This is a genomic window from Psychrobacillus sp. L3 (assembly GCF_042945595.1).
GTDB lineage: Bacteria > Bacillota > Bacilli > Bacillales_A > Planococcaceae > Psychrobacillus.
The window spans coordinates 998097-1016286 of record NZ_CP168493.1 but is presented as its reverse complement, the minus strand read 5'-3'; the positions used below and the strand labels follow the sequence as shown (position 1 = coordinate 1016286).

Annotated in this window: 15 protein-coding genes; 1 reads left to right on the top strand and 14 read right to left on the bottom strand. The window is 38.5% G+C overall.

All coding sequences use genetic code 11. The annotated features are described in order from the left end of the window. Window positions 1-35: 35 nt before the first annotated feature. From ACEPXD_RS04750 to ACEPXD_RS04720, 7 genes are all read right to left on the bottom strand, one after another. The gene (locus ACEPXD_RS04750) at window positions 36-905 is read right to left on the bottom strand and encodes a YitT family protein (RefSeq protein ID WP_391120426.1); all 870 of its coding nucleotides are present in this window, start codon (window positions 903-905) and stop codon (window positions 36-38) included. A gap of 258 nt (window positions 906-1163) precedes the next feature. Beyond that, a protein-coding gene (gene prfB / locus ACEPXD_RS04745; RefSeq protein ID WP_391120424.1) for a peptide chain release factor 2 occupies window positions 1164-2268 on the bottom strand; the annotation gives its coding sequence in 2 pieces (ribosomal slippage) (window positions 1164-2192 and window positions 2194-2268; 1104 coding nt in all). A gap of 26 nt (window positions 2269-2294) precedes the next feature. Further along, window positions 2295-4805, bottom strand: a complete 2511-nt coding sequence (gene secA / locus ACEPXD_RS04740; protein ID WP_391120422.1) for a preprotein translocase subunit SecA — start codon at window positions 4803-4805, stop codon at window positions 2295-2297. Window positions 4806-5128: 323 nt separating this feature from the next. Then, window positions 5129-5683: a ribosome hibernation-promoting factor, HPF/YfiA family gene (gene hpf / locus ACEPXD_RS04735; RefSeq protein WP_391120420.1), complete on the bottom strand. Its 555-nt coding sequence runs from the start codon at window positions 5681-5683 to the stop codon at window positions 5129-5131. Between the two features lie 108 nt (window positions 5684-5791). Then, complete coding sequence (locus ACEPXD_RS04730; protein ID WP_391120418.1) at window positions 5792-6172, bottom strand: PilZ domain-containing protein; 381 nt, start codon at window positions 6170-6172, stop codon at window positions 5792-5794. A 159-nt stretch (window positions 6173-6331) separates the two neighbouring features. After that, window positions 6332-6826 (bottom strand): C40 family peptidase, encoded by a 495-nt coding sequence (locus ACEPXD_RS04725; protein WP_391120416.1) that lies wholly within the window; start codon window positions 6824-6826, stop codon window positions 6332-6334. 219 nt (window positions 6827-7045) lie between these two features. Beyond that, a complete protein-coding gene (locus ACEPXD_RS04720) occupies window positions 7046-8734 on the bottom strand; it encodes a methyl-accepting chemotaxis protein (protein ID WP_391120414.1) in 1689 nt (562 codons plus the stop codon). A 156-nt stretch (window positions 8735-8890) separates the two neighbouring features. Here ACEPXD_RS04720 and ACEPXD_RS04715 point away from each other — a divergent pair, with 156 nt between their 5' ends. Next, window positions 8891-9682, top strand: coding sequence for an SDR family oxidoreductase (locus tag ACEPXD_RS04715; RefSeq protein WP_391120412.1), 792 nt, complete (start codon window positions 8891-8893; stop codon window positions 9680-9682). 220 nt (window positions 9683-9902) lie between these two features. Here ACEPXD_RS04715 and ACEPXD_RS04710 read toward each other — a convergent pair whose 3' ends face one another. From ACEPXD_RS04710 to ilvC, 7 genes are all read right to left on the bottom strand, one after another. Continuing rightward, window positions 9903-10751, bottom strand: coding sequence for a VOC family protein (locus ACEPXD_RS04710; protein WP_391120410.1), 849 nt, complete (start codon window positions 10749-10751; stop codon window positions 9903-9905). 408 nt (window positions 10752-11159) lie between these two features. Beyond that, window positions 11160-12083 (bottom strand): threonine/serine dehydratase, encoded by a 924-nt coding sequence (locus ACEPXD_RS04705; protein ID WP_391123012.1) that lies wholly within the window; start codon window positions 12081-12083, stop codon window positions 11160-11162. Between the two features lie 116 nt (window positions 12084-12199). Further along, on the bottom strand, window positions 12200-12775 hold the full coding sequence (gene leuD / locus ACEPXD_RS04700) for a 3-isopropylmalate dehydratase small subunit (protein ID WP_391120408.1): 576 nt from the start codon (window positions 12773-12775) through the stop codon (window positions 12200-12202). Window positions 12776-12787: 12 nt separating this feature from the next. After that, on the bottom strand, window positions 12788-14197 hold the full coding sequence (leuC, locus tag ACEPXD_RS04695; RefSeq protein WP_391120406.1) for a 3-isopropylmalate dehydratase large subunit: 1410 nt from the start codon (window positions 14195-14197) through the stop codon (window positions 12788-12790). A gap of 19 nt (window positions 14198-14216) precedes the next feature. Next, window positions 14217-15317, bottom strand: coding sequence for a 3-isopropylmalate dehydrogenase (leuB, locus tag ACEPXD_RS04690; protein WP_391120404.1), 1101 nt, complete (start codon window positions 15315-15317; stop codon window positions 14217-14219). A gap of 276 nt (window positions 15318-15593) precedes the next feature. Continuing rightward, window positions 15594-17141, bottom strand: a complete 1548-nt coding sequence (locus tag ACEPXD_RS04685; protein WP_391120402.1) for a 2-isopropylmalate synthase — start codon at window positions 17139-17141, stop codon at window positions 15594-15596. Next, a complete protein-coding gene (gene ilvC, locus ACEPXD_RS04680) occupies window positions 17128-18162 on the bottom strand; it encodes a ketol-acid reductoisomerase (RefSeq protein ID WP_391120400.1) in 1035 nt (344 codons plus the stop codon). The genes ACEPXD_RS04685 and ilvC overlap by 14 nt, the downstream gene beginning before the upstream one ends. Between the last annotated feature and the right edge of the window lie 28 nt (window positions 18163-18190).

Below are 18190 nucleotides of genomic sequence, written 5' to 3'. Positions count from 1 at the left end.
AACTATAGTTGTCTTACCTTCTTATTGTACCAACTTTAATACTTTTTAAAACCTTCTCCTAGAACTTCGTATGCATCTGATACTATGACAAATGCAGTAGGATCAAGCGTTTTGACTAATTGTTTCAACTTTGTGAATTCTGATTGATATGCCACCACCATTAATATCGGCCGCTCTTCATCGGTGTACCCACCAATTGCTGGAAGTTTCGTCACCCCTCTATCTATTTCTTTATATATAGCATTCCTTATTTCTTCTTGTTTATTCGTAATAATATAAATCATTTTTGATTGACTAAATCCAAGTTGGATAATATCAATTGTTTTTGTTGTGACAAATAGCGCAATCAATGCATAAAGTGCTTTTTCAATGTCAAAAACAAAAGCAGCACTAAGTACAATTAATCCATCGATTAGTAATACACTTTTGCCTAGAGAAAAACCTGTATACTTCGTAATAATTTGTGCAGCTAAGTCTGTACCACCTGTGGATGCTCCGCCGCGGAAAACGATACCTAAACCTAGACCAATCGTAATACCTCCAAACAAAGCACCCAATAGAGGATTCGTAGTCCACGGCTCCCAACTTGAAGTGAATAAAACAACGGCTGGTAATGTAAGTGTGCCTACAAATGATTTAATCCCAAATTTTGCTCCTAAAAAAAACAAACCTGCGATAAATAAGGGGATATTAAAAGCATATTGAACAAGTCCTGGTTCCCACCCAAGAACTCCTTTTAATATCGTACTAATTCCACTTACACCACCTGAAGCAACTTGATTTGGCAATAAAAATACATTAAAACCAATCGCAATTATTGCAGCTCCAATAATGATATATAAATAGTCTCTTCCTTGCTCCAGTAATGGAGGAAGTTCTTTGTGTTTTCTGTTATTCGTGGTCATTTTTATCCTCTTTCTAATAAAGTTTCTGATTGATGCCCGAACTAGTATAACAACAGAAGGGAAGTTTGTGAACTTCAGTAAAGCGGCGTATTAAAGAGATAGAACATTAAATTCGTATTTTTCCGACCGATTGTTGGCTACATTCGACCGATTGTTGGCTACATTCGACCGATTATCGGACATATCCGACCGATTCCTCCATTTTAATAAAACGAGATGCCCTGTCTTTCTGGGCATCTCGTTTATAATTCCTGTCTATTAATTTATTCTTGAACGTAAATATGCGTGTATAAATTGGTCCAACTCACCGTCAACTACAGCGTGCACATTGCCGCTTTCTTCACTTGTACGATGATCTTTTACCATCGAATATGGATGGAAAACATAAGAGCGGATTTGACTTCCCCATCCGATTTCTTTTTGTTCACCACGAATTTCAGCAAGTTGTGCTTCTTGCTCTTCAATTTTTAATTGGTACAATTTTGATTTTAATAGTTTCATTGCGTGTTCACGATTTTTAATCTGTGAACGTTCAGATTGACAAGTAACAACCGAGTTCGTTGGTAAATGAGTAATACGCACCGCAGAATCGGTTGTATTAATATGCTGCCCACCAGCGCCTGTTGCGCGGTAAGTGTCGATTTTCAAATCTTCCGTGCGAATTTCAATTTCGATTTCGTCGGTGAATTCTGGCATAACTTCACAAGAGACGAAAGACGTATGACGACGGCCAGAAGAGTCAAATGGTGAAATACGAACTAGACGATGAACACCTTTCTCCGCTTTTAAATAACCATAAGCATTATGTCCTTTTATAAGTAGCGTGACGGATTTAATACCAGCCTCATCACCTGGTAAATAATCGATTGTCTCCACTTTAAAACCACGTTTATCTGCCCAACGTTGATACATACGAAGTAGTATGGAACCCCAGTCTTGTGATTCTGTACCACCAGCTCCTGGATGCAATTCTAAAATCGCATTATGCTTATCATATTCTTCACTTAAAAGTAATTGCAATTCGAAGGTAGCTAGTTTGCTACTGAATTCTTTTAATTCATTGCCAAGCTCTTCTTGCAATTCTTCGTCTGGCTCTTCTTTGATTAACTCAAGTGTCATTTCTAAGTTTTCCTGGGTGGAAACAAGGTCATTATATTGTTCGACAATTGTCTTTAATCCATTTAACTCATTAATTACTTTTTGAGCACCTTGAGAATCGTCCCAAAAGTCTGGGAAAGTCATTAATTCTTCTAGTTCTTGGATGCGAATTTCTTTGTTTTCTAAGTCAAAGAGACCCCCTGAAGTCTTCCAATTTTCCTGCTGTTCGATCTAATTCATTTCGTACTACTGCTATTTCAACCATATTATTTGTTCCTCCGACTTTCTCGATTACTGTACGGCACCGTGACAGTTTTTATACTTTTTACCACTACCACAAGGACATAAGACATTTCGACCAACTGCAGCTTCATTGCGAGCTGGCTTTTTCTTAATCGTTTCACCATCTTCTTTTGGATTCACTGCTTGCCCTTTAGCAACTTCTTCTCGTTCTAGATTATTGCGTATTTCTGCCTTCATTGCGTATTTTGATACGTCTTCTTGGATGGATTCGACCATTGCTTCAAACATAACAAAACCTTCACTTTGATACTCACGAAGAGGGTCATTTTGTCCATATGCACGCAAATGAATCCCTTGACGAAGCTGATCCATCGCATCTATATGATCAATCCATTTAGAGTCTATTGAACGAAGTAATACGACCTTTTCGAATTCACGCATACGCTCGCTCGTTAAGTCTTCTTCTTTCGCATCGTAAAAACGGATTACTTCCTCTTTAATGTTTGCTTCTATCTCTTCTGAAGTTAAGCCTTCTAGATTTTGTTGCGTAATAATTCCTTCTGGCAATAAATTTGCATGCATATAATCTTCAATCCCTTTTAAGCTCCACTCCGCTTTATTGTCGGAGCCTGTATGGGATGCTACTAAACGCTCGATTGCACCAAATATCATTGATTCCACTAAGGAACGCATATTTTCTGTTTCTAGAACTTCATTACGTTCTTTATAAATAATTTCGCGCTGTTGACGTAACACATCGTCATATTGCAATAGACGCTTACGTGAATCAAAGTTGTTTCCTTCGACACGTTTTTGCGCTGATTCTACTGCACGAGAAACCATTTTAGATTGAATTGGTTGAGAATCATCCATGCCAAGTTTCGACATCATACTGCGCATATTGTCCGAACCAAAACGACGCATTAGTTCATCTTCCATAGAAAGATAGAACTGTGTGATCCCAGGATCTCCTTGACGACCTGAACGTCCACGTAACTGATTATCAATACGTCTAGATTCATGACGTTCCGTACCAATTACCGCAAGACCACCAACTTCGATTACACCTTCACCAAGCTTAATATCCGTACCACGACCAGCCATATTGGTTGCAATCGTAACGGAACCCTTATGCCCAGCAGTAGCAATAATTTCCGCTTCATGCTCATGGTTCTTCGCATTTAATACATTATGCTTAATACCGTGTTTAGTTAACAAACTAGATATAATTTCAGAAGTTTCAATGGCAACTGTACCAATCAAAACAGGTTGCCCTATTTTATGTCTCTCTGCAATATCTGCAGCAACCGCTTCATACTTGCCATTCATAGATGCATAAATTAAATCTGCACGGTCATCCCTTGTAATCGGACGGTTCGTTGGAATTGCAATAACATTCATATTATAAATATTACGGAATTCCTCTTCTTCTGTTTTCGCTGTACCAGTCATTCCTGACAACTTATCGTACATACGGAAAAAGTTTTGGAACGTAATCGTCGCCATTGTCATCGATTCATTTTGAATTTCTAATCCTTCTTTTGCCTCAATCGCTTGATGCAGTCCATCACTATAGCGACGACCTTTCATTAGACGTCCTGTAAATGAATCTACAATGACAACCTCTTCGTCTTGCACAACATAATCCACATCTAAATGCATGGACACATGTGCTTTTAATGATTGATTGACTGCATGGTTAAGACGAACATGTGTTAAATCAAATAAGTTTTCAATTCCAAATGCATTCTCCACTTTTTCAACACCAGCGTCGGTTAGTGTAACACCTTTAGTTGACTCTTCATACGAATAATCAACTTCTTTTGTCAATGTACGTACGAATGCATTTGCTTGTTTATAAAGGAGTGCGGCTTTATTTGCTTGTCCTGAAATAATTAAAGGCGTTCTCGCTTCATCGATTAAAATGGAGTCAACTTCATCAATAACTGCATAGTGAAGTGGACGTTGTACTTTGTCTTCTTTGTACAACACCATATTATCCCGAAGGTAGTCAAATCCTAATTCATTGTTCGTAGAATACGTAATATCCGCCGCATAAGCTTCCCGTTTTTCCTCTTTAGTTAATGAATTCAAGTTTAAACCCACGGACATTCCTAAAAATTCATATAGTTGTCCCATTTCCGTAGCATCACGACTGGATAAATATTCGTTCACTGTTACCACATGTGACCCAAGCCCTGGAATTGCATTCAAATAAACGGACATAGTAGAAGTAAGTGTTTTACCTTCCCCAGTTTTCATCTCTGCAATATTACCTTCATGAAGTGCGACAGATCCCATAACTTGAACATGGAAAGGATACATATCAAGTACACGTTTGGCACCTTCACGAACAACCGCAAATGCTTCTGGCAATAATTGATCTAATGTCTCTCCATTTGCGTAACGAGTACGAAACTCATCTGTTTTGGCACGTAGTTCTTCATCTGACTTGGCATTCATTTCACTCGCAAATGATTCTACTTTATCAGCAACTTTTTCTAATCGTTTTAAGTCACGTTTATTTAAATCGAATACTTTATTTAATACTCCAAGCATCTATTTTTCACTTCCCATTTAGTCTTACTCTCCATTTTACCATTGGATACAAAGCCGTGCAAACAACATGTCCCTTGCACTACTAGTTGTTTGAACGCTAGAAAAGAAAAACAGCTGCTTTGCAACGATAGCGTTCTACTTCGATGAAGTGTATCGGACAAATATTAATTGAAATTCGACCCAAAATAGCAATTTTCAACTGAATTCAGCAAGTATATGACAGATTTGATTCTCACTCTACAAAATAAAAACTCTCCTCTTGCATGGAGGAGAGAGTTGTTTTTTGCTATATTGACTGAATGAATGCCTAGTCAACCATCATATTAGTTTGTTTCTATTAATCCGTATTTACCATCTTTTCGTTTGTAAACGATATGTGTGCCGTTCGAATCTGCATCTGTATAAATGTAGAAATTATGGCCTAACATATTCATTTGTAAAACTGCTTCTTCCTGATCCATTGGTTTTAAATCAAATTGCTTCGTACGAACAATGTTGTCTTCTTCTTCCGAGTGACCACCAGATGCATCTGGTGTATCCACAGTAGCAAAATATGCTGCTACCCCTTCACGTTCACGGAATTTACGATTTACTTTTGTTTTGTACTTACGTATTTGACGTTCTAACTTGTCAACGATTAGATCAACCGCTGCGTACATATCCGCATTTCGCTCTTCTGCACGTAAAGTTAAATTTTTCATAGGAATTGTAACTTCAACTTTTGTCTGTCTGTCATTATACACTTTAAGGTTTACATTGGCTGTCGCTTGGATTTCCTCGTTGAAATAACGAGCAACCTTTTCAACTTTTCCCTCAACGTGATCTCTAATTGCAGGAGTCACCTCAATATTTTCTCCACGAATGTTAAAGTTTAACATGAAAACTCCTCCTTTAATATAACTCTATAGTATATTTCTACATCCCCTTTAAAATATCCTTCTTTATTAAAAGAATTTTTTTATTTTTTGTCGAACATTGTAGAAGAATCATTTCTTGGATTCCATTTCTTTTTTTCGTCTATTCTTCAGTTCGCTTATTATTAAGCTTTCCCTTTTCTCTCCATCGATAAACCTTACACCGTATTCATATCCTACATTTTTACGGTGTGACCAAACAAACTCACCGATTAATGAAATTGGCATTTCGTCTAATGTTACTTGCAGTTCTACATGATTTAATTTCTCAATGGCAATAAAAAGCTCCGTATACATTTTTACTCCATTTGGGCTTATATCGATAATCAAACACTTGCCCTTTTTGGAGATTTCTTCTGGTGAGGACTCACTTGCATCCTTTATTAATCGAAAAGTTGCTTCATTCGGTTCATCGAAAGTATATCTAAAATATTCGTTTCGTTTATAGAGCATTGATATTTCTCCTTTCCCCATAAACAGGTTTACTAGTCAAACTTTCCTCCATTATGACGAAGGTTACCAAAACTTTCAATATATTTGTACGATTTGATTGAATAATGCAACAAAAAAGCTCTATCGTTATTAATACGATAGAGCTTGCATCTATATGTTTTATTTATTGGACGCTACAGAAATGTTTGTTACTCTTTTTGCTCCAACATAGTGCTTTGCCCAATAATATGGATCACTTAATTTATCAATTTTCACACCTTGTGAAGTAGAAGAATGAATAAATTTTCCGTCCCCTATGTATATACCAACATGCGAAACGCCACTACCAGTCGTATTAAAGAAAACTAAATCACCTGTTGATAAGTCATCTCTATCTACTTTAGAGCCTGTACTATGCATACCTGCAGAAGTTCTCGGAAGATCAATACCTACATCATCAAATACATAATTTACAAATCCGGAACAATCAAATCCAGCGGGAGTTGTTCCGCCACTACGATATTTTGTACCTACTAAATTTTTAGCAGTCGCTACTAATTCATTTGAATTTACTGTGCCTGATGCTTCAGTATATCCAGCGAATGGTGCTGTGACTAAAAAAATTGTAAATAATAATATAGTAATAAGTTTTTGTGTCGTAAGTTTTAGGCTCATAGTGTTCCTCCAAAGGACTACAGTTTTCTGAAATATTCGTTAAAAACATCTTACCACGTAATATTCCTTTTTAATTTTACAGTTGTGTTACGATTGTGTTACAAAATTCATTTCTATTAAATAGATTATATATATAAATATGCTTTAATCCCTTATGAAACAAGGCTTTTGAAATAAAATAATCCCCAAAAGTACACCGAGTGACTTTTGGGGCTGTTGTTACATTATAAAACGAGATGCAGACCCTTCTAAAATAGTAGCCTGTTCGCTAACTTCAGTAATAAGTTCTGATAGAGCTTCAATCGTTTGAACGTTCGATAATAGTAATCGCACTGTTTCTTCCATATGAATAGTATTTTCTTCAATAGATTCTGTCAACGCGAAAATAAGCTTTTCGGAGGAATTTTTTTCTTGTTCAATTGAAACAATAGAATCCGCCATATGTTCATTTTGACTTTTAGATTCACGGATATATGTTACGATATCATCCATTTTGTCATGTAATAATTGAAATGTAGTTGCATTACTTTTCGATGTAGATAATCCTTCCGCAAACACTTTTTCCATTTCATTTCCTTGCAATATAATCGAATTAGAAACTTCGTGAATCGTTTCTGCAGTAGTAGCTACTTCATCTGCAAGCTTTTTCACCTCTTCAGCAACAACCGCAAACCCTTTTCCGTGAACACCGGAACGTGCTGCTTCAATGCCAGCATTTAATGCAAGTAAGTTTGTTTGTTTTGAAATGGCTTGCACAATGGAAGTCATTCGAGCAATTTCTTCTGTTCGCTTTTGTAATAATAGTCGTTCTTTATCGGCCTCTTTAAATAATACACGTAATCTCTTCGTTTCGATTTCGGCCGTCTTCATTGCTTTGGCACTGTCATCTGCTATTTGCACCGCAATAGTTGCGTGATTATTTAATTGTACCGCTCTTTCCGTAACTTCTTGAAAAGTACGTGAAAACTCCTCTAGGAATGCCCTAATTCCAATAGATGCTTCTTTTTGCTCGATCATATTATGACTTGTTTCGTTGATCGCAACTTGAACAATATTCGTGCTTACAACTGTTTCTTGAGAATAATCCTTTAGAGTACAGCTATCCTTATTCAACTTTTCCGCGGTCTGCTTGATTGTATATACCATACTAATTAGATTCATTTGCATTTCATTCATTGCACTCGAAACTTCTCCAATTTCATCTTTTGTCGAAATAGAAAGAGGTTTAATCAGTAAATTTCCTGTCGCAATCTCTTTCGCAGACGATGCTACTTCAGCTAATTGATTTTTTATTTGTCGATTCGTTAGCAACAATAAAACAAGTGATAATAATGCAGCTATGAAGAAAGATGCAATCACTACTACAATTGTATTTTGCTGGCTTTTATTCATTTTTTCTATTATTAACTCGCGAGTGCTCGATTCTTGCTGCCTTGCCTCATCGAGCATCTGTGTTAGTTGAATTTGCTTTTTATTAATTGCTTGCAATTGTCTTCGCTTCGCTACATTCTCTTTAATTGCTACAGATTCTTTTAATTTTTTTTCGAATGTCGTATACATTCCATTTAACGATTGGTTATAAACATCCCAGTCTAAATACACTATTTTTCCACGTGCAATGTCTAATAACTTATTTAGGTTACCTTTTCTAACTTCATAATCTTTTTCAAACTCTGGCAATGGGTCCCCAGCATATTGGGAAATAGCAATGTACAAACTTGCTACTTCTGCCCTCATAATATCTACTCTTTCGACATTGCGAGAAGAAATCTCTAATTTGTCAGATAGTCTTTGATTGTAGTTAACCTGAATAATTAACAGCATTGTCATTATTCCAAATAAGATAAAAGAACTAAAAATAGCAATTGAATACTTCTTTCGTAGTGGGATATTAGACCATTTTTTCATAGATATTAAGACCTACTACTTGGAAATATAGCATGTTTTTTTTATAAATGTGCGTGTTTCCCTACACTTAACATTTACTTTACAAAATCTTAATAAAGACAAATCTGAAAATTCAATGTAGGATTAAATTAATACGTAACGAGAGGAAGATCGACAATGAATTTAGGACTTACCAACAAACGTGTCATCGTAATGGCATCTAGCAAAGGACTAGGAAAAGCAACCGCATTGCAATTTGCAAAAGAAGGCGCAAAACTACTCATTTCTAGTCGAAACTTAGAAGAATTGAAAAAAACTGCTGAGGAAATAAAGACAGTGAGTAACAATCTAGAAGTCTATTTCCAAGTTTGTGACGTGACAAAAGAAGACGACATTAACCGATTATTTCAGACAGCAATTGCACAGCTTGGTGGGGTCGACATTCTAGTAAATAATGTTGGTGGCCCTACTCCAGGAGGCTTCTGGCAAGTAACAGATGAAGATTGGAATGCCGCATTCGAAAAAAATTTACTAAGTTATATTCGCACAATTCGCTTAGCTCTCCCATACATGAAAGAACAAAACTTCGGCCGAATCGTCAATATCTCCTCCTCTTCTACTAAGGAAGTATTGGACGGTCTAATTTTGTCGAATACCTTCCGTTTAGGGATGGTCGGACTTTCGAAAAGTATCTCTCGCGAATATGCAGGCAACAATATATTAATCAACACAGTCGGACCAGGTCGAATTCAAACGGATCGTGTCACCAAGCTTGACCAAATGGCCGCTGAAATGAAAAACATGTCACTAAATGAAATTAGAGAAGGATTTAAGCAAGTAATACCAGCTGGCAGATACGGCGAACCCGAAGAATTTGCAAATATTATCGTATTTTTATGTTCTGAAGCAAATACATATATGACTGGACAAAACATAGTAGTAGATGGCGGCATGCTGAAGGCACTGTGAGAGGGAGAAGACCTGAAACATTATCTTTAGGATTTTTTTTGGATTGAATTGTGGAATTGGTCTTGAGTTTGGATGAGTTGGTCTCGAGTACGAGTGAATTAGTCTCGGACTGGAGTAGTTTGGTCTCGACTTCGAGGGAATTGGTCTCGTTGTTCCATTAAATGGGTTTCTGTAGCTAAAAATGGAGCGACTTCATGAATTGCAAGTCGCTCTGTAGCAGTTATTTTACGATTAATTTGATTTTATTTTGTGACGGATCTTTTGTGATGTAGATACCGTTTTCTTCGACGACAGATACATTGTTTGTTTTCAAGTTTTCTAGTGCATCGTTCAGTTCTTCATTGCTTGGATATACTAATGTAAATGCTTCGAGGCCAATAGCATTTTCTGGAGCAGGCGGTGCACCTACTCCAGCCCAAGTGTTCAATCCGATGTGATGATGGTATTTTCCCGTAGCCATGAACAAAGCCCCTGGATAATTTGGAGTAACAACTGCGAATCCTAGGTTTTTATAAAATGTTTCTGATTTAGCTAAATCAGAAACTTGTAGATGAATATGCCCCATTACAGTTCCTTCAGGTAAGCCTTTCCATTTTGTATTTGCACCTTCTGCCAAAATACTTTGCGCATCGATTTGAAGAGTAGCCATTTCAACATACTCACCATTCCAAGTCCACTCGGATTCTGGTCGGTCCGTATAAATTTCAATGCCATTTCCATCAGGATCATTTAAATATAATGCTTCACTTACTAAATGATCTCCAGCACCAATGCGCATATTAATTTCGATGAAATGCTGCAATACTGCTCCTAAATCTGCTCGATTTGGTAACAACAGTGCAAAGTGGTACAAGCCTGTTGTATTTTCTTGTTTTGGAACAACGTTTTCTGGTTGTTCGATAGCTAGAAGCGCAACTTTTCCATCTGCAGTAAGAAGAACTTTATTGCCTTTCTTTTCAAGTACTTTAAATCCAACGACTTCTTCATAAAATTTAAGTGACCTTTCTAAGTCAGTTACTTTTAATTCTACTAATTCCACAAATGTATATGGTTTATTTTGATATTTCATTTATTATTCCCCCAACTACTAATTAGTTACTTATAGTAAGTTATTATATTTTAGTTACCTTATAAAGTCAAGAACGAAGGAGTAGATGATAGAATAAATTAAACTTTGTGTGTGGCAAATTAAAGTCGACAAATCGTAAGATCACACTCTGTAATCAAAAATTCAGCCTTACTCGCAATATTCTTCACATATTCGCAATATTTCAATCAGTACTCACAATATTCAAGAGCTTTTTTGCACCATTTTTGAGAATCGCAAAATGTGGTGTAGTCGCAACTTTATACTAAGTGTTTCGTATAAAGTTTTTCACTCGTAGTTATAACTTTCACTACATATGCACTGTATTTCGCTCTGGACTGATGCGAAAAAACCACTAGCCGGCTTTTTGACTAGTGGTTTCTACATCTATTATTTTGCTAATGGTACTTGGATGGACATTTGCTGGCATTCTGCGAGTTTGCTGATGTCGAAGTTTCCACCGCTTACGATGATGCCTATATTACTGGTGGGGGATGGAATATGTTGATTCAACACTGCGGCAACTGCGGCGGCACCTTCGATAAGTGATTTTTCACGTTCGAGCATGAAGAGAATGGCCGATGCGATTTCTTGCTCGGTCACGGTGACCATGTCGTCGACGTGGGAATGGATAATGTTCATCGTCAGCTTTCCAGGCGTTTTCACGTTAATTCCTTCAGCGATTGTTTTTCCTTGAAATGGGATGAATCCACCTGACATCCCTTTATAGGCAATCGCAATGGCTGCAGCATTTTGGGACTGAACGCCAATAACGCGGATATCTGGACGAATGGATTTTACTGCAAGTAATGTTCCTGCGAGTAACCCACCTCCACCGGCTGGCACCACAATCGTATCAATCTCTGGACGTTGCTGAAGCATTTCCATGGCAACAGTCGCTTGGCCTTCAATTACGGCTAGATCATCAAAAGGATGAATGAAGTTTGCACCTGTTCGAAGTTGTTCTTCTCTTGCTGCCACATACGTTTCATCAAAGTTTTGTCCGACGAGTTTGACGGTTGCGCCGTGTCCTTTTGTAGCATTCACTTTCGCAACCGGTGTTCCAATTGGCATGAAAATGGTGACTGGTACGTTGCGCACTTTTCCGGCGTAAGCAACCCCTTGTGCGTGATTACCTGCGGAAGCCGCGATTAGCCCTCTTTCACATTCTCTATCCGTTAGCTGAGATACTTTATTCATTGCTCCCCTAATTTTAAATGAACCCGTTTTTTGCAAGTTTTCCATTTTGAGAAATACTTGCTTTCCAGTGATTTCATTCAATGTTGATGACTTTTTACACGGTGTACGATGGATAAACTCCGCTACTTTTTCTGATGCTCGGTATAAACCTACAGTGTCATATAAATTCCCAACAAAACCATCTCCTAATTCGTTTTTTCAATCAAGTAAATGCCCAAACTCCAAGCACCTTACGCATTTCTTAATTCATAAGCTTTAATATGCTCTTCATACTGGAATGTCAATGAAATTTCATCCCATCCATTTAGAAGCATCTTCTTTTGGTAAGGATCTATGGCAAATGAATAAACCACACCGTCTGCTCCAATTACTTTTTGTTCCTCTAAATTAACTTCCACGTTATACACTTCTTTACTCAGAAGTGCTTCTACTTCGTCTACGGATAACTTAATAGGAAGAATTCCATTTTTCAAGCAGTTGTTATAGAAAATATCGGCAAAACTTGGAGCAATAACTACCCTGAATCCATAGTCTAAAATCGACCAAGGGGCATGTTCACGTGAAGATCCACAACCGAAATTATCATGCGCAACTAATATAGTAGAATCTTTATAGCGTTCATCATTTAATACGAAATCTGTATTTGGATTTCCTTCTGCATCGAAACGCCAGTGATAAAATAAGTATTTACCGAATCCTGTACGTTCGATTCTTTTCAGAAATTCTTTGGATATTATTTGATCGGTATCGACGTTTTTTTGATTCAACGGTGTAATAACACTTTTGATTTCATTAATAGGCTCCACGGTTTTTCCTCCTTACGCATTCACTAGTTGAAATGTGCGAATATCTACAATGTGACCTTTTATTGCTGCAGCTGCTGCCATCGCGGGACTCATCAAATGTGTTCTGGACCCTGCACCTTGGCGACCTTCGAAGTTACGGTTGGATGTAGATGCACAATGTTCGCCTGCTGGGACAATATCATCATTCATCGCAAGGCACATACTGCATCCAGATTCGCGCCATTCAAATCCAGCTTCAAGGAATACTTGGTCGATGCCTTCTTGTTCTGCTTGTTTTTTCACGGTTTGTGATCCTGGTACGACAATCGCAGTTACATTTGGATTTACTTTTCGACCCTCTACCACTTTGGCCGCTGCACGTAAATCGCTTAACCGGGCATTTGTACAAGAACCGATAAATACATTGCTAATTTGAATATCTGTTAAAGGCATTCCCTCTTCAAGCCCCATATAAGCAAGTGCTTTTTCATGCGCTTGTTGATCGCTTGATTCTGCAAAGTCTTTTGTATATGGAATAGAATTCGATACACCTGAACCCATCGAAGGATTTGTACCCCATGTAACAAAAGGCTCGATTTCATCGGCGGAAATCTCTACTGTTTTATCGTAAGTTGCTCCTTCATCAGTAGCTAAAGCTATCCAACGATCTGCTTCTTGTTCAAACGCTTTTCCAGTCGGAACATGCTCTCGTCCTCTTAGGAATTCAACTGTCGTCACGTCAGGACTAATCAAACCAGCACGGGCACCTGCCTCGATCGACATATTACAAATAGTCATACGTTCTTCCATCGTCAATTTTCGAATCGCTTCACCTGTGTATTCCGCGATATAACCTGTACCCATATCGATACCAAACTTTGCAATAATAGCTAAAATAATATCTTTTGCAGCTACTCCGTAACCAAGTTCACCAGTTACTTTAATTTCCATCGTTTTCGGTTTAGCTTGCCAAAGTGTTTGAGTAGAAAGGACATGTTCCACTTCACTTGTACCGATACCAAAAGCGATAGCTCCAAACGCACCATGAGTGGATGTGTGGCTATCTCCACAAACAATCGTTTTCCCTGGTTGTGTCAGTCCTAGTTCTGGTCCGATAATATGTACAATCCCTTGATCTGGATGGTCCATATTCGCTAGTGGAACTCCAAATTCTTCACAGTTTTCCTGAAGTGTATGGATTTGTTTACGGGCAATTACATCTTTAATCTGTTCTCTATTACGAGTCGGTACATTGTGATCCATTGTGGCATAACAAAGATCTGGACGACGAACCTTTCGATTGTTTAGTCGTAATCCTTCAAATGCCTGCGGAGATGTAACTTCATGGAGCAAATGTAAATCGATATAGAGAAGGTCTGGTTTACCTTCTTCCTCGTATACAATATGTTCATCCCAAATTTTCTCAATAATCGTTTTTGCCATTTAGTCCCTCTCCTTTTAGTTAGACATACGAAAACATAATGCTATCTGATACAAATTCAGCGTCTAACTCTTCTAAAACTTTTGCTGTCCATTCTGTTGTAGAAAGTGCACGTTTTCCTTTTACTTGCAAATCACTTGTGAAATTACCATCATTTAAGACATTAAATACAGCTTCTTCCACCGCTGCCGCTTCCGTCTCCATTTGGAAAGCTTCGCGAAGCATCATGGCGACGGAAAGAATGGTTGCTGCTGGATTCGCTTTGTTCTGTCCTGCAATATCCGGAGCAGAACCATGGACTGGTTCGTATAAACCAAAGCCATCTTCCCGTGTACTTGCAGATGGTAACATCCCTAGAGAACCAGTAATAACAGATGCTTCATCACTTAAAATATCACCAAACATATTTTCCGTTACAATCACATCAAAATCAGCAGGTTTTGTAATCAATTTCATCGCAGTCGAATCAACCAACATATGCTCCACTTTTACATCTGGATAACCTTGTTTTTTCTCTTCTACGATTTCTCGCCATAATTTACTCGTGTCTAAAACATTTGCTTTATCAACGGAAGCAAGTTTTCCTCTACGGCTTCTTGCAATTTGGAAGGCTGTATCCACAATCCGCTCAATTTCAGCTCTCGTGTAAACAAGTGTATCTAACGCACTATCCTTTGTTTTCTTACGTGGCTCGCTGAAATACAAACCACCTGTAAGTTCGCGTACAATGACTAAATCAACATTTTCCGCTACTTCCTTTTTAAGTGGGGAGGCATTAAGTAATGCTGGAATAGCTTTGACCGGACGAATATTTGCATAAAGTCCAAAATGTTTACGGATTGCTAATAATCCTTTTTCCGGGCGTAAATGAGATGGATTTTGATCCCATTTTGGCCCACCAACTGCGCCTAAAAGGATGGCATCACTTTGACTACATTTGTTAATTGTTTCTGCTGGAAGTGGATTTTCACAAGCATCAATTGCAGCTCCACCGATCAGTGCATATTGCAGATGAAACGTATGGTTATAATGTTTTCCAATAGCTTGAAGCACCTTGACTGCTGCTTCCGTTACTTCTGGACCGATTCCATCACCAGGTAATACCGTTATCGATTTTTCCATCCCATTCACTCCCGTTATTTGTCTAGTCTCCAGGCGCCAGCCGCTCGAGGTCAAATGTGAAATTACTGCTCCTGCGCAAGCTCGTCGCAAACAAAAGCGTTTGCGGTGGCTGAAGAGCTGCCTCCTGGGCCAGCACGAAGCGGGTCATGTCTGCTTTGCCACAGGATGTGGCGCACTTTGCAGACCTACCTCATTCCCCATTTGCTTGCTCCTGCGTAAAGCTCGTCGCAGAAGAACTCTGTCGCGGCTAGTCGGGCGCCTTCCGCTTTTCTTAATTTATTGTGCTACCGCTTCTCGTTGCTCTTGATAATGTGCTTTTACTATTTGACGATTAATCGCGTTCAAATATGCTTTGGCAGAAGCTTCTAATACGTCTTGTGAAGCATTGCGTCCCGTGGAAATAACATCATTAAAACTTAAGTTAATAACTGCCTCGCCCAGTGCATCTCTTCCTTTAGATACAGAAGATACACGATAATCAATAATATGAACTTTTCCGTTCACAAGTTTTTCTAGCGTATTGAAAATGGCTTCTACAGAACCTGCGCCTGTAGAAGAGACAACTTCTACTTCACCAGATGGTGTTTTCGCTTGAACCGTTGCAGTAGGAATATTAGATGTACCATATTGCACTTGCACGCTTTCTAATTCATATACTTCCGCTTCAGAAGTTTGTACTTGTTGATCTGTTAATAAAACAAATAAATCTTCTTCGGTAATCTCTTTCTTACGATCTGCTAGCTTTTTAAAAGCTACAAAAGCTGCATTTAGCTTTTCATTACTTAAAACGAATCCCATTTGTTCTGCTCGATCAAAGAATGCATGGCGACCAGAATGTTTTCCAAGTACTAACTCTGTTGTTACATCGCCGATTAAATCAGGTGTAATAATTTCGTACGTTTCAGGGTTTTTTAACATACCATCTTGGTGAATACCAGATTCGTGTGCGAATGCATTCTTCCCAACCACTGCTTTGTTTGGTTGAATAACAACCCCTGTTAACTTACTTACGAGCTGACTTGTGCGCTTCGTTTCTTTTAACACAATGCCAGATTCGGCTTGGTAATAATCGTTTCGTATATGTAGTGCTACTGCAATTTCTTCTAATGCCACATTTCCGGCACGTTCACCGATTCCGTTAATCGTTCCTTCTACTTGTGTTGCACCATTTTCAATTGCTGCAAGTGTGTTTGCTGTTGCTAATCCTAAATCATCATGACAGTGCGCAGATAGCTTCACTTTTTCAATACCCATTACATTTTCACTTAAGTATCTGAATAAAGAGCCGTACTCAATTGGAGAAGCATATCCTACTGTATCCGGGATATTAATCGTCGTTGCTCCGGCTTTAATTACTTCATTCATAATACGAACTAGAAAGTCACGATCCGAGCGGGTTGCATCTTCTGCTGACCACTGGACAAGTGGGAAATATTTTCTTGCTAATTTCACCGATTCCACTGCAATTTCAATGACTTGCTCCGGTGTTTTATTCAGCTTATATTGCATGTGGATAGGAGATGTGGCGATAAACGTATGAAGATGCGGCTGTACCCCACCTTTTAACGCTTCCCAAGAAGTTTCTATATCACTTTTAATCGAACGAGCCAAACCTGTCACAATCGAGTTTTTCACTGTCCCAGCAATTTGCTTAACAGCCTCAAAGTCTCCAGGAGAAGAAGCAGGAAATCCTGCCTCTATTATGGAAACACCGTACTTTTCAAGCTGGCGAGCAATTTCTAACTTTTCTTGCGTGTTTAGATTAATCCCTGCGGATTGTTCTCCATCACGCAGCGTTGTGTCGAAAATATCAATTTTGCGCACTGGTCACCACTTCTTTCTTGACTTGTTTTTTCCCTTCATTGATAAATGGCATCATTTCGCGAAGTTTTGCCCCAACTACTTCGATTTGATGTTCCGATTCCGCTTTTTTTATGGCATTGTATTTTGGACGATCTGTTTCGTTTTCTTTGATCCATTCTCTTGCAAATGTGCCATCTTGAATGTCCGTTAACACGTCTTTCATGCGATCTTTAACGGAAGCATCAATGATACGAGGACCTGATACGAAATCTCCCCACTCTGCAGTATCCGAGATAGAAGAACGCATGGTAGCCATTCCTCCTTCGTACATTAAGTCAACGATTAGTTTTAACTCGTGCAACGTTTCGAAATATGCAAGCTCTGGTTGATATCCAGCTTCTACTAACGTTTCAAAACCAGCCTTTACGATTGCAGTCGTACTACCACAAAGTACTGCTTGTTCTCCGAATAGATCCGTTTCTGTTTCTTCTTTGAATGTTGTTTCCAGAACACCTGCACGAGCTGCTCCGATACCTTTTGCGTATGCTAAAGCTACATCTTTTGCTTGGCCAGTTGCATCTTGATAGACTGCGAATAAACCTGGTACCCCAGCTCCTGCTTCAAATGTTCTACGCACTAGATGTCCAGGTCCTTTTGGTGCTACTAAGAATACATCCACATCCGATGGAGGGGTAATTTGACCAAAATGTACATTGAAACCATGAGCGAATACTAAAGATTTTCCTGCAGTTAACGCGGGTTCGATTTCCGCTTCATATACTGCTTTTTGTCTTTCATCTGGCAATAAAATCATGATAACTTCTGCTTTTTCAGCCGCTTCTTTTACGGAATAAACGTCCAATCCATCTTCTTTTGCTTGATCGAATGATTTTCCGGCACGAATACCTACTACTACGTTAAAGCCTGAATCCTTCAAGTTTTGTGCATGTGCATGACCTTGTGATCCGTAACCGATGATTGCGATTGTTTTGTCCTTTAAAAGTCCTTCGTTGATATCTCCGTTGTAATACATTTTAGCCATTGTAATTTCCTCCTCTAATTTGGGTTTT